At 53.2% G+C, this 12,539-nt stretch carries 9 protein-coding genes; 5 read left to right on the top strand and 4 right to left on the bottom strand.

Going from position 1 to position 12,539, the window contains the following annotated elements; translation table 11 throughout:
* Positions 1-21 precede the first annotated feature (21 nt).
* The 3 genes from DFER_RS30475 to DFER_RS04250 all read right to left on the bottom strand — a co-directional run bounded on the left by DFER_RS30475 (position 22) and on the right by DFER_RS04250 (position 1,801).
* Positions 22-282 (bottom strand): LytTR family DNA-binding domain-containing protein, encoded by a 261-nt coding sequence (locus tag DFER_RS30475; RefSeq protein WP_229206179.1) that lies wholly within the window; start codon positions 280-282, stop codon positions 22-24.
* 68 nt (positions 283-350) lie between these two features.
* Complete coding sequence (locus DFER_RS30325; RefSeq protein ID WP_015810370.1) at positions 351-776, bottom strand: LytR/AlgR family response regulator transcription factor; 426 nt, start codon at positions 774-776, stop codon at positions 351-353.
* Positions 773-1,801, bottom strand: a complete 1,029-nt coding sequence (locus tag DFER_RS04250) for a sensor histidine kinase (protein ID WP_015810369.1) — start codon at positions 1,799-1,801, stop codon at positions 773-775. The genes DFER_RS30325 and DFER_RS04250 overlap by 4 nt, the downstream gene beginning before the upstream one ends.
* Before the next feature lie 444 nt (positions 1,802-2,245).
* Here DFER_RS04250 and DFER_RS04245 point away from each other — a divergent pair, with 444 nt between their 5' ends.
* Both DFER_RS04245 and DFER_RS04240 read left to right on the top strand, forming a co-directional pair.
* Complete coding sequence (locus DFER_RS04245) at positions 2,246-2,947, top strand: response regulator transcription factor (protein WP_015810368.1); 702 nt, start codon at positions 2,246-2,248, stop codon at positions 2,945-2,947.
* Positions 2,944-3,273 carry an Hpt domain-containing protein gene (locus DFER_RS04240; protein WP_015810367.1) on the top strand — a complete coding sequence of 110 codons (330 nt, stop codon included), beginning with the start codon at positions 2,944-2,946 and terminating at the stop codon, positions 3,271-3,273. Before DFER_RS04245 ends, DFER_RS04240 begins: the two co-directional genes overlap by 4 nt.
* Here the strand turns inward: DFER_RS04240 and DFER_RS04235 are convergent.
* Positions 3,251-8,866 (bottom strand): AAA family ATPase, encoded by a 5,616-nt coding sequence (locus tag DFER_RS04235; protein ID WP_015810366.1) that lies wholly within the window; start codon positions 8,864-8,866, stop codon positions 3,251-3,253. The two genes, DFER_RS04240 and DFER_RS04235, sit on opposite strands and share 23 nt — an antisense overlap.
* 178 nt (positions 8,867-9,044) lie before the next feature.
* Here DFER_RS04235 and DFER_RS04230 point away from each other — a divergent pair, with 178 nt between their 5' ends.
* The 3 genes from DFER_RS04230 to DFER_RS04220 are packed head-to-tail and all read left to right on the top strand — an operon-like array spanning position 9,045 to position 12,402.
* A complete protein-coding gene (locus DFER_RS04230) occupies positions 9,045-10,298 on the top strand; it encodes a styrene monooxygenase/indole monooxygenase family protein (RefSeq protein ID WP_015810365.1) in 1,254 nt (417 codons plus the stop codon).
* Between the two features lie 60 nt (positions 10,299-10,358).
* Positions 10,359-11,579, top strand: a complete 1,221-nt coding sequence (locus DFER_RS04225; RefSeq protein ID WP_015810364.1) for a serine hydrolase domain-containing protein — start codon at positions 10,359-10,361, stop codon at positions 11,577-11,579.
* Between the two features lie 37 nt (positions 11,580-11,616).
* Positions 11,617-12,402 (top strand): hypothetical protein, encoded by a 786-nt coding sequence (locus DFER_RS04220; protein WP_015810363.1) that lies wholly within the window; start codon positions 11,617-11,619, stop codon positions 12,400-12,402.
* The last annotated feature ends 137 nt before the right edge of the window (positions 12,403-12,539 follow it).

Genomic DNA, 12,539 nt, shown 5'->3' with positions numbered 1-12,539 from the left:
ATTTCGAATGCCGGTTATCGGCTATTCCAAAACGCCGTCCATCCATTTCAGAAAGTCGGGCACGCGCACGCGGCTAACGAGCACTTCATGCGGGCATGCCGGCGAAAAGGTAACCTGCAACCGGCTGTTGAAGTATTTGGCTACATTTTCTATGGCTTTCAGATTGCCAATGCAGTTGCGCGAAACTCGGAAAAACAGCTGATGATCAAGCTGCTGTTCAATCTGATCCAAAGTATAGTTGACGATGTAACGTTTGTCGTTGAACGTATGCAGAAAAACCACACGGTCCTCACTGTAAAAATGAGCGATGTCGGTCGCTTCAATATAATGATAGTTTTCTCCTTTTGAGATCAGGAAACGGTTTTTTGTGCTCGCCGGAAGCAGGTGAGGGAAGCTGCCGGGATCCGGTCGAACAAAGGAGCTATGAAAGATATGTTCCAACTTGACCAGGGCCGATTCCAGCTCACTTCTTCAAAGGGTTTGAGCAGGTAGTCGATGCTATTTAACTTGAACGCCCTGATCGCATGTTCATCATAAGCAGTTGTGAATATAACCGGGGTTTTTACCTCGACGTGGTTGAATATCTCAAAACAACTGCCATCAGCGAGCCTGATGTCCAAGAGGATCAAATCAACCTTTACCGTTTTTAGGAAGGTTATGGTTTCAATCACAGTCTTGGTCCGTTTCTCCAACACGTAACCTGGACGCAACGCCGTCATCATGCGTTTCAGCTCTTCGGCGGCAAACCGTTCGTCTTCTACGATCAGGTATTTCATGGCTCAATATAAGGGACTTTCACAATGAATTGATTGCCGGTATGCTCGACTGCAATTTCCTTACCATACAGTTGATACTGCTTTTTCAGGTATTTTAGTCCGATACCACTTTTGTCTGCGTTGCTGGACGGTCGTACCTGATTTTCCACGATAATATGTTCGTTTCCAATCGTAATCTGAATATCCAAAGGTGCTTCCTCGGTGGCAATATTGTGCTTGAACACATTCTCCATAAGAAGCTGCATGGTGAGCGGAACAATTTTATTGTTTTCAATCCCACCCGATTGATGAACCTTAAAAGTGAAAGCGTTTTCAAACCGCATCTGCATCAGGAAAATGTACGAATCAAGCGCCTCCATTTCCTCTGCGACCGTGACGGCAGGCTGCTGGTTCAGGGAAAGCACGTACCGGTAACTTCTGGAAAGCGCCTTGGTAAACTTATTGGCATTCTTGGGGTTCAGGTATATGAGCGATGATAGCACATTGAGGGAATTGAACAAAAAATGCGGGTTTATCTGTGCTTTTAATGTCTCATGCTGAAACAACAGCACTTCACGTTTCGCCTTTTCGGAATCGGCAATCGCCTTCTGTTCGGACCGAAAATAATGGATCAACTCAAAGACGAGCATTATAGGCGCATTGGTGAGGATGCCCAATGCAAATTTGGTTGTAAACGGAGGCAATCCCGCAGCGGAAATGAGCAATATTTTGTAGAGCATCAAATCAAAAATCCATAGCAGCGCAAAACATATCAAAGTCAATCCCACCAGGTCGGCGATGATGCGGTACAAGACGTTCTTTGAATAGGGAAAATGTTTATTCAAAAACAGCAGCAAGTTATAATCCGCGGCGCACATCACGACCACCACCACATAATGGGCCGTCAACTGGACGGCAAACTTTCTCCATAAATCATCCTGCATGACGATATTGCTCAGCAGCATCTGGCATAATGCGTACACCAGCGATGAAAATATAAAAATGAAGATATGCTTGAAGTTAAAGCCGCTAATCTGACGCGCCATCAGTGTCTTGATCGATGAAAACGGAAATGTAAATCATTATTGGCAGATCATTGGCCATCGCGGCCGGTTTTTGGATGGAGTCCATTATTTGAAGTATGAATTGACTTGATCCCATAGTCACCCGTGCTCACCATGAATGATTTTGTTACGGTTGTGATTAAATAGCTGTCCAGATACCATTCAGGAAACATAGAAAAATTTACTTTTAGGGTATACCAGCACGAAAAAACGAAAAAAACTGTCCCTTCAAGGGGCCAATCAGACAAGCCCTTGTCTTTATAGAATTCTCTAATGCATTAGGTGGCTAGCGAAGCAGTTATGACCCGAAATGTAAGCTTTCCCACCTGCCGCTAAATAGATTTGTCTTGCCGCGCACCAGCAGTTTGGCTAATATCGCATTCCCTCCCTGCGAAATTTTGCTCAACCGAACTCATTTAACCATTTATGGAACAGCCACATCTGTTGTTCATCGACGACGAGATCCAGTACAGCGAACTCACCAAGGAATATCTCGAAATGAAGGGCTGCACGGTAATGCTCAAACACGATGGCCAGGCCGGGCTCGACGCTTTCAAATCGCGACCTTTCGATTTGTGCGTACTCGATATCAAAATGCCTAAAAAAGACGGTTTCACGCTGGCAGAGGAGATCAAGGAGATAGACGAAACCATCCCTATCATATTTCTGACCGGGCAATCCCTCAAGGAAGATAAAATTCGCGGCCTGACGCTTGGCGCCGACGATTACCTCACAAAACCTTTCAGCATGGAAGAGCTCTACCTGCGGATCAGGGCCATTCTGAAACGGGTGAAGCTGCATGAAAAGGCGAGGCGCACAAGCCACTTCGAGTGGGGCCATTCCCGTTTCGATCCGGAATTACGTGAGCTGACGGTCTCCGGGCAAACAATCAAGCTGACGTCCATCGAGTCCAAGCTTCTCAAACTTTTTTGTGAACATCAGAACAAAGTCCTCACGCGCGACGCCGCCATGATGGGCATCTGGGGAGACGAGGAACATTACCGCGGATACAGCCTGAATGTGTATGTAAGCAAACTCCGCAAGTTCCTCAAAGCCGACCCGGCTGTGGAGATCCTCAACCTGCATGGCGAGGGCTACAAACTGATCTTCAAACCCGCAGTGGCATGACAATGAATTTATCGTTGCTCCAAAACCTGATGGGCGGCGACGACAGGCTGGTCACACGCTTCATCACAATATTTAAAACGCAGGTGCCGCAACAGGTCGCATCCCTGCCGCAACTGTACGAAAACGGCGAATGGGAGGCACTTTCCACCACGCTCCACGGCCTCAAAACCCAGTTCAATTATGTAGGGTTGGCTGATCTTGCAGAACAAATGCGGCACTTGGAAGCACTTGTCGACCAGGGAGACACATCGTCGACAGGCCCACAGCTCGCGGCATTCCAGGGCACTTTCGATCATTTTTGGGCTACTGCATTTCCGGCCGGATGATCGTCGGCGTCGATGCCGCCGTTTCCCGGGATTGCACCAGCTTCCGGATCTTGTATTTCAGTTTCTTTGCTTCAATGGGCTTGGTAATGTAATCGTCCATTCCGGCATCGCGGCACTTTTCAGCTTCCGTCGGGTTGGCATTGGACGTAAATGCGAGGATGGGCACGCGGGCACCGTTCTCCCGTGCGCGTATGGCGCGCGTCGCCGTGTAACCGTCCATGACGGGCATCTTTACGTCCATAAGGATTATATCGAAGTGCGTTTCATCCAGCTTTTGTAATGCGATCGCGCCATTGTCGGCGACGGTGACGCGCACATCGCGGATCATCTTTTTCAGCGTTTCTTCGGCCACCACCTGGTTGAAAAGGTTGTCCTCCACAAGCAGCACCGAGAGCCCCGTAAGCAACACGTCCGCGCGGGGGTCGTCATGGTCTTCCAATGTGCTGCATATTTCGAATGTGAGATCGAACCGGAACTCGGTCCCGTGCCCTACCCTACTGGTAACCTGCATACGGCCGCCCTGTTCCTCCACCAGCTTCCGCGCAATGAAGAGCCCCAGCCCGGTACCAGACTGCCGACTGTTGGAGTCGTCGTCGATCCGGGTAAAGGTTTCGAAAATGTATTCCAGCTTGTCTTCCGCGATGCCTATGCCGGTATCTGCGACGCTGAATTGCAACTGCTCCTGGCCGGCATCGCGTGAAAGTACCGCCACATGAATCGAAACGGAGCCGTTTTCGGTAAACTTCACGGCATTACCGGCCAGGTTCAGCAGGATTTGATGCAGGCGGATCGGGTCGCCGATCACCTGTGGGCTCACGTCGGAATCGACGGTGATGCGGAGTTCCAACCCTTTTTCTTCGGCAATTACCCGCAGGATATAACCCAACCGCTCCATCCGGTCACCGACCTGGAAAGGCTTGTTGATAAATGAGAATTTGCCTGCTTCGATTTTGGAATAATCGAGCACGTCGTTGATGATCGCCAGCAGGTTTTCCGACGAATACCGGATCCCACGGGCGTATTCGAGCTGTTTTTCATTGAGAGGTGTATCAAAAATCAGCTCGGACATACCCAGAATGGCCGTCATCGGCGTGCGGATTTCATGGCTCATATTGGCAAAGAATTGCTCCTTAAACCTGGATTTTTGCTCTACCAGCTGCTTCTGCCGTTCGATCTCCTCTTTCTGTACCTGAATTTCGGCGGTCCTGACCGCTACTTTCTGTTCCAGCTTTTCATACAAAATCGCATTCTCGATCGCGACGGCGATCTGGCCCGAAAGTAGTTTGATCAACTGCGTGCGTTCCAGGGTAAAAACGGCGGTAGCAAGGTTATTTTCCAGGTAAAGTGCGCCTACGACCTTACCCTGGTTGAGTGCCGGGATGCACAATGCGGAGAGCACCTGACGCGCTTTCACGACCGGATCATTTTTGAATGCGCTCATACGGGCGTCGTGAAGGATGATGTCCGTCTTTTCCCGAAAAACATGCCCGATCATGGAAACTGGCACCTCGGCTGATTCGGCCAGCGGTATTTTACGGAGGTCGCTCGATTCATTCACCACGGAGCGCGTCGCCTCGATCACCAGCTCGCCGCCCCAATCCAGCACAAAGTAGCCCGCCTGTGCGCCCGCGTTTTCGATGGCGAATTGCATGAGTTTTTCCATCAGCTGGCTGAATACCACCTCGCTGGAAATGGTGGCAGAAGCCTTCATCAATGTGGACAGATCGAGCGTGGAGGCAATGCTTTCACCCGCATGGACTGGCGTACCGGGCTGCGCGGGCGGGGCTTGCGAGAGTACGGGAAATGCGGCGGTAAGTTGTCGTTCTTTCAGCACACAGCCCCATTCGCGGTAACCTTCCAATGCGGATTGCAGGTAAATCAGTCCTGTTTTTGCCTGTCCTTTGTCCGTCCAGTACCGCCCGCACAGTTCGTTGGCCAAGGCAGCTTCATGCGGATGACCGTTTTCAAGCGCAGCCAGGATCGACTGGTCGTAACGTGCGATCGCCTCCATGCTCTTTCCCCGCACGGCCAGTATTTCGGCATCCAGCAACAGGTAGCGGTGCTCAAAATTAACCGGTACCAGCCTGGCAAGGCGCCGAAGTTTGCGGCGGTGTACGTCGGCCACACGCATTTGCCCGGTCCGGCGACTGGTCCCGCGGTATAATGCCACATTGGCCAAACCCAAAAAGAAGCTGTGAAGCGGCTCGAAAAGCGATGCGCGTGCGGCATCGATAAAGGGCACCGCATGCACGGCATGTTCCGTCGCACGCAGCATATCGCCCGACAAATACGCCAGGATCATTTTGTAAACGAAACTGGCAAACATTCTCGAACGGTCGTTCTGGCCCAGGATAGCCGAGAAATCAGGCTTTTCATCAAAATACGCTCCGGTAAGCCGCACAGGATCGTCGTTTTCACCCAGGAGGTTGGCCACGGTCTGGATCAGCGGCTCATTGAAGTGCGTCATGGGCTCCCGTGAAAGTGCCCGCGGTGGTTCGTTAAACCGCAGCATTTCGTGCTTGCACCACCGCAGGTTTTTGCCCGACAGCAGCAAATGGAACGCATACGAGCTCGATGCATAAGTGCAGTATTCGAGGTCGCCCATTTCAATGCCTTTTTCGTAAGACCTGCGAAGCGGTTCCAGGGAATTATTAATGTGCTCGCCCCAGGGCCTGTTCACAATGTTGTACACGAGCAAAGTGCGCTCACGGGCCACCCCGCCCGTGTGTTCGGCCAGCGACAGGGCCAGGTTCCCGAACCCATAGCAAGCCCCCGGATTGCCCTCGATCGCATTCACGATCGCGCCGTAGGTGGTGAACGTAATCGCCGACTCGGCAGCCACCCCGTATCGAAGCGACAATTCCATCATTTTGATCACCATCAGTGGGTACAGCGCCGGCTGGCGGGCAAACACAATGGCCGTGATATTTTGCAAAACGCGCATGGCAGCAAGCGTCCGGGCGTCGGTCATGGCCGGCAGCTCTGCGAGCGAGGCAATATTTCTCCCACGCAGCAACCATTTCGATTTCAGGTAGGCGGCGATAATGTGCCGGTTGCCGGGCTCGCGTGGGAATGTGATTTTCAGTTCCCGGAGCACATCGAGCGATAGCGCTACGGCGCGCTCATGCTGTCGGCTGAGAATGAGTCCACGGATCTGCACGTCCCGTATCTCGACCTTATCTTCCCATTTCTCAACCCGGGCCAGCGCCAGGCCGGCTATTCCGAGGCTTGCCTCCGGATGACCGGCCAAATATGCTGCTTCCGCGCATTGAACATGCAATGAAAACGCCAGCGGGTGATCCCGGTGCCAATCTTCCGGAACAAGCATTTCCCTGCCTTTGGTGAAATAAGCAAATGCGACTGAATAGGCCGATGATGCCTTGGCCTTCTGACCGGCTTCCAGATTGAGCCTGGCAACGCTGCACCTCTCCGCTTCGCCGGTAAAAGCACGGCAGTAATTGAAATGATTGACAATTTCAAAAAGCTGCGCGTCGCGCTCGGCTGATGAAAGTCTTTCCAGTAAAAAATAGCCGATATGAAGATGTATTTCAACCTGTTGTGCCTCCGACAGCAGATCATAGGCCGCCTGCTGCACCTGATCGTGTACGAAAATGTATTTGCTTTGAATCAGATAGTGCTCCTGCGGCTGACGGCTTGCGGTAATGCGGAGCAGGTTTTCGGCCAGCGCTTCTTGCAGGTCTTCGCCTGTTTCCTGCGGCGTCTTGTCGAGCAGCGCCGAAAGCACCGTTAGGTCAAACTCCGTTCCGATGCACGAGGCCGTCATCACTGCATGGCGGGCGTGAGCTGTAAGGTGGTTGATTTTGGCAGCCAGCAGCTGCTGCGACGACCCTGACCTGGCGTTGCCGTTCAAAGCCGCGATATCCCACTCCCAGCGCCGCCTGCCGGGATCGTAATGGATCAGCCCCTGCTGGCAGAAATCGGCGATGGTTTCGCGAACAAAATATGGATTGCCCAGCGTGCCGGCCAGGATGATCTCGGCGACCGGCAATGCGGCCTGCCCGGGGCATGAAAAAGTGTCGGCTACCAGTGCGGCAATGTCTTCCCGTTGGAGCGGTGCAATCGTAATCTGCGTTAATGCCGATTGCCTGCCGTCCAGGTCGTGAATGGCCGCGCGCAGGGGATGCGAAGCGGATACTTCATTGTCGCGGTAGGTACCGATGATCAGCAGGTTGCTCCCTTCTACCGAATGGGTGATGCGGCTCAAAAAGCGCAGACTGGACAGGTCCGCCCAGTGCAGGTCGTCGAGGAAGATCACCAGCGGGTGTTCCTTTTTGGTAAATACATTGATAAACCGGGTAAAAACATTCACGAACCGGTTTTGCGCTTCCAGCGGCGGCAACCGTTCTACGGCTGGCTGACGTCCGATGATCTGCTGCATTTCAGGAATGACATCGATTACGATCTGCCCCAAAGTGCCTACGGCATCCAGGATGGCCGTTTTCCAGTGACCAGCATCCATTCCGGAGATCTTGCCCACCAATTGTTTCAGTGATTTGATGACGCCTTCAAAAGGAATATTCTGGACATACTGGTCAAACTTGCCGGAAACAAACAGCGCCCCCGCACGTTCCAGCTGGTTTTCCAATGCCGCTACAAGCGACGACTTGCCTATCCCCGACTGGCCCGAAATCAAAGCCAGTTCGTTGCGCTCGCCAATGCGCCCGTAAGCCGCCAGCAGCGCAGCCAGCTCATTTTCCCGGCCATACAGCTGGCCGGGTAGCCGCAGCACGCCGGGCTGGTCGTACCTGCCGGAAACGAAGCCCTCTGCTCCGCTTCCGGCGACATTCGCGCAGTAAGCAAGATCTTCCAGCAGTCCGCGGGTGGTCTGGTAGCGGTCGCCGGGCTTCTTGGCGAGGAGTTTCAGCGTAATAATACCCGGAAGCTCGGGGGCATCCGCCGGCCACAGAGGCGCTCGTGCGATATGCGCATGTACAAGTTCGTTGGGATCGGTGCTGTTGAACGGCAATTTGCCGGTAAATAACCGGTAGAGCATCACACCCAGGTGGTAGTACTCCGAGCGATAATCCACTGGTACGTCGGTAAGGCCGCTTTGCTCGGGCGAGATATAATGCAGGCCGATGGCTCCCCGGCCGTGAGCACTTTCGCCGGAAGTCCCTCGATATGCACAGGCAAGGTCAGCGAGCCTCACTTCCAGCGTGCCGGGGTTGATCAGGAAATGGGCCGGACGCAGGTCGGGGTGCGTGATGCCCAGGTAATGCAGCTCCTCCACCGTGCGGACGAGCCCGGAGGCGATGGCCGCTGCGGCAGGCAGGTCAATGGCATGGTTGTCGAGGTATTGCGGCAAATGAATGCCGGTAAAATTTTCCAGCTCGGTAATCTGGTGGCTTTCGGTGCGGATGAAGCGGACATGGTTGAGCACGCGCCCGAATACATCGTTCCACGGCAAAACCATGCCGGTATCGGCGTCGCTGCCGGCCGCCTGCGGCGACACTTTCAGGATCACCTCGCGGCCGGTGCTTTCCTTCACGGCGCGGCAAAGCAAGGTATCACCCTCTTTGTAAATCTGCTGGGTGAGCTGGTAATCGGGAATTTGAATCGTTTCGAGACCCATAACATCTAAAATGTTCTTTTTTAAAGCCCTACAAAGGTAGCTTTACGGTTTTCCCGTCAAATTACATGTGCCCGATTTTTATAATTTTTTATACTTTTTTAGGATCGCTTACCATTTGGCACCTCTTGCGGGATATACCTTTGCTGACGTCAATCACAAACCAAAACAAAGGGGATCAATGAGAAAGATAGCAATCATGGGTGCCGGCCAATCGGGGTTGCACCTGGGCATCAGACTGGTCAGAAGCGGTTACCAGATTACCATCATTTCGGAGCGTTCGGCAGAGGAGATTTTCAATGGCCCGCCTACCGGTGCCACCTACCTGTTCAACGATTCGCTGCAACTCGAAAAGGAGCTGGGACTGGACTTGTGGCGCGATACGGCATTCCATTCCACGGGCTTTCACATCAATTTCGGGACACCTGCCGGCGACTATGCATTCGGCATCAAATCGCGGACGAGCAAACCCGGCGCAAGTATCGACCAGCGGCTGAAATTTTATCAATGGATCAAATTGTTCGAAAGGCTGGGCGGCAGGTTCATCGTCAGCGACACCACGCCATCCGACCTGCTCGCATGCACAGGGCAGTTCGACCTGGTAATCGTATCCTCAGGCAAGGGGCCGCTGGCGAGGCTTTTCACCCGGGACGACGAACGGTCGACGCACCTTGCCCCGGCGCGGAAGCTGGTACAGATCCATATCAATGATTTTGAACACACCGAAAAAACACGCTTCCATTCCATCACGCTCGATGCCGTCATGAGCGCCGGCGAAATCATCACCGCGCCATTTTACCAGAAAGACGACATTCAATGCGCATTTCTGCTGGTAGAAAGCGTTCCGGGCGGTCCGATGGACGTGTTCGACGAGGCAGATTCGGCCGTGCAGATTCTCAGCAAAGCGCAGGAAATGATGCAAATGTTGCTCCCGTGGCGCTACCCTGCATTCGAAAATGCCGCGGTGGTGGGCAATAATGCATTTTTGAAAGGGTCATTCACCCCGGTGGTGCGCAAGCCGGTGGTACAGCTCAATTCGACAGCGGCCGTGCTTGGCCTTGGCGATACAGTGATCCTGAACGACCCGATCGTGGGCCAGGGCGGGAACAATGCATCCAAAATGGCAAACGTATATGCACAGGCGATCATCGACCGTGGCGATGCACCTTTCGATGTGGCGTGGATGAACCGCACATTCGACGCATTCTGGCAATATTCACAGTATGTCAACCGGTTTTGCGACATCTTTCTCGCGCCGCCTGCGCCGCACATGGTCAACATCCTGCAAGCCGCTTCCCGCCACCCGGAAGTAGCCTCCGACTTCGTCAACGGCTTCAACCATCCGCCAAGCCTGTTCCCATGGATCGACAATGCCGAGGCTGCCCGCGCCTATCTGAACAGTAAAACAATGGTCCCGGCCTCGGCGCTGCTGTGATCTTTTGAAGCTCTCAACACCCTGTATTTCCATTTTTCTATATCCATATCCATAGTATCCATGAAAACCAATTTGTTAAAAATTGTCGGCACCGGTATGGTGTCTGGCCTGATGCTCTTTTCCTCGGCCTGCCGCAATGAGGACGCACTGCTCAACGACTCCCCTGTGCCGGAGGCGGTGCGGTCGGCCAAGCTGGGGGTCCCTACCAAATTCGACCAGGTAAAATTTGCACAGCTCATCGAAGGCTACCTCGAACCGAAGGTTGCCGGGTTCGGTTACGCATTGTACAACGACGGCGTGGAGTACTTCCGAACCAATGGGGGCGACGGCTGGGCCAGGAAGCCTTTCGACGTGCCGCTTCAAAGCCACAGCGCCATTGTACGGCAGGAAACGATGCAGGTGACCCAGTATGTGACGGCAGTGGCGGTGATTAAGGCCCTGGAAAAATACGATGTACCGCTGTCGGCAAAGGTGTACCAGTTCCTGCCGCCGCACTGGAAGCCGAGCACGCAGTTCAAGCAGCTCTCTTTCGAACGGCTCCTTGCCCATAAAACAGGATTGATCAGCCACAATAAAGGACTTCTTTCACTTCGCCAAACGGTGGAGGGGCCTTTGCAGGAACCGGAGTTTTCGCAGCTCACCCGCGACGACAACCATGTCAACTACGACCTGCTGGCATTGGCACTTCCCTACGTGGTGGCCAAAAAGCTTGCCCAACAGGGTAATGCCACGATGCTCAACCACATGAACAGCCAGCCATCGGATTGGGAGCTTTTCAAAATCACCGCGATGCATTTCCGTGAATTCGTCCGCTTCAATGTCTTCATCCCCGCAGGACTGGCGCACCCTTACCTGATAGCCTGGAAAGCTTGGGAGTCCAACGGCGACATCGATGCCGACAAAGGCACGAAGGGTTACCCGTCGCGGATCGGCGACGAGCCGGGGATTGCCAAAGCCGACAACAACATGAACCCGGGTGCGACGGGCCTGTACATCAGCGCGGCGCAGTTTGCAAAAATTCAGTCGGCTGTGGCCCAATTTAAGATTATCAGCCTGGATGGCACCACCGCGATGAAGCAAAACCTGCTTGGCTACGACGGCAAACTCACCGGCACCAAAGGCAATTATTACTGGAAAAAAGGCGAGGGTAACCATTGCGAAACGATGATTTACAATTTCGGAAAAGTACAGCTCGCTGTGTTTACCAATTCAACGCAAAGCGAAATTAGTGCACCGCAGGTACTGGCCAATTTCTACGAACAATCGTGGATCCCGCTTTAAGCAATTCATTTTAAATAACACAAAACTGAATTTTGTCATGAAAATTTCCATCAAATCCATTCTGAATAATATTGCATTCATCGCTTGCATTGCTTCCCTGGGTGCCTGCGAATCGAATAAAGACGACGCAAACCCCACGCCGGCGCCCAACGTTACCGAAATCAAAGGCAGCGGTGATATCAACCCCCAGGTTGCCGCCTTTCGCACGCTGCTCGGCGATCCGCTCAACACGACCGTTAATGCAACCGGGCGCAGGGAAATCAACTGGGACGCCGTGCCCGACAACCAGACGAACACGGATGCATTTCCGGGCGACTTTTTCAATAGCACCGATCCCGCAGTGGCGGTAGGCCGCAAGCGCGGTGTCGTGTTCACCACCCCCGGCAAGGGTTTCCGGGTGAGCGACAAGGATTTTGGCGATGTGGTATCGGCCAGTGGCGAGCAGTTCAGATCGTTCAGCGTCGCGCGCACGTTTGCTGCGATCGGGAGCAACAAAATGGACATCAGTTTCCGTATTCCCGGCACTTCCAATGCCGCATTCGTAAGGGGGTTTGGCGCGGTATTCTCGGACGTCGACCGCGCGAATGTATCCAGCATCGAGTACTTCGAAGGCGACAAGAGCCTGGGCAAATTCAACGTCCCGCCCCGCACGGACGGCAACAGCTTCTCGTTTCTCGGTGTGTTTTTTCCCGACAACCGTGTTACCAGGGTAACAATCACTACCGGTTCTGCTGGAATTTCAGGTCAGTACAGCTACAACGGCAACAACGATCTGGTGATCATGGATGACTTCTTTTACAGTGAACCTGCCGCCGCGCAGTAGCAGCAAGCGCAAACTCGAATGTAGTTATGGCGTCAAAAAGCCCGTTCAGAGACCTGGACGGGCTTTTGTTCTGCTGACATCATCAGGTCAAGAGCAAAGCATGCCGTCGGAGTGGTTTCGCAGGCTTTTACTTGACG

Origin of the sequence: Dyadobacter fermentans DSM 18053 (genome assembly GCF_000023125.1) — a bacterium.
Taxonomy (GTDB): Bacteria; Bacteroidota; Bacteroidia; order Cytophagales; family Spirosomataceae; genus Dyadobacter; species Dyadobacter fermentans.
The sequence above is the reverse complement of the archived record's forward strand: the minus strand, read 5'-3'. Positions and strand labels throughout refer to the sequence as shown.

What these genes read in the sequence shown, in the direction of transcription:
- DFER_RS04225 (WP_015810364.1), top strand. Translation starts at nt 10,359, where the DNA reads ATGAAAACCAATTTGTTAAAAATTGTCGGCACCGGTATGGTGTCTGGC.
- DFER_RS04230 (WP_015810365.1), top strand. Translation starts at nt 9,045, where the DNA reads ATGAGAAAGATAGCAATCATGGGTGCCGGCCAATCGGGGTTGCACCTG.
- DFER_RS04245 (WP_015810368.1), top strand. Translation starts at nt 2,246, where the DNA reads ATGGAACAGCCACATCTGTTGTTCATCGACGACGAGATCCAGTACAGC.
- DFER_RS04240 (WP_015810367.1), top strand. Translation starts at nt 2,944, where the DNA reads ATGACAATGAATTTATCGTTGCTCCAAAACCTGATGGGCGGCGACGAC.
- DFER_RS04250 (WP_015810369.1), bottom strand. Translation starts at nt 1,801, where the DNA reads ATGGCGCGTCAGATTAGCGGCTTTAACTTCAAGCATATCTTCATTTTT.
- DFER_RS04220 (WP_015810363.1), top strand. Translation starts at nt 11,617, where the DNA reads ATGAAAATTTCCATCAAATCCATTCTGAATAATATTGCATTCATCGCT.
- DFER_RS30325 (WP_015810370.1), bottom strand. Translation starts at nt 776, where the DNA reads ATGAAATACCTGATCGTAGAAGACGAACGGTTTGCCGCCGAAGAGCTG.
- DFER_RS04235 (WP_015810366.1), bottom strand. Translation starts at nt 8,866, where the DNA reads ATGGGTCTCGAAACGATTCAAATTCCCGATTACCAGCTCACCCAGCAG.